The 338-nt window shown below is 66.9% G+C and carries 1 pseudogene; it reads right to left on the reverse strand.

From position 1 onward, the window contains the following. Positions 1-85: 85 nt before the first annotated feature. Positions 86-338 (reverse strand): annotated as a pseudogene (gene atuR, locus ACLJNW_RS23830) (atu genes transcriptional repressor AtuR); the annotation flags it as partial.

Genomic DNA, 338 nt, shown 5'->3' on the forward strand with positions numbered 1-338 from the left:
GTCCCTGGCGGTGCTGCTGCACGCCTCGATCAACACCCTGCACTTCCTCCTGCTGAGCTACCCGTTCCGCCTGATCTCCGAGTGATCAGGCGTTCTTGATCACCAGCGCCAGGGCCTCCTCGGCGAGCTGGTCGAGACTCATCGGTCCTTCCGGACGGAACCAGGTGGTGGTCCAGGACAGCGCGCCGGTGAGGAAGCGCCGCAGGATGAACGGATCGCCCTGGCAGTAGCCGGCCAGCCGCGCCTCCCCCAGCACGTCGAGCCACATCTGCTCGTAGATGTCGCGCAGGCCGAGGATGTACGCCTGGCCTTCGGCGGACAGCGAGCGCCACTCGTAG

This window comes from Salmonella sp. SAL4457, from assembly GCF_046548235.1.
Taxonomy (GTDB): domain Bacteria; phylum Pseudomonadota; class Gammaproteobacteria; order Enterobacterales; family Enterobacteriaceae; genus Salmonella; species Salmonella enterica.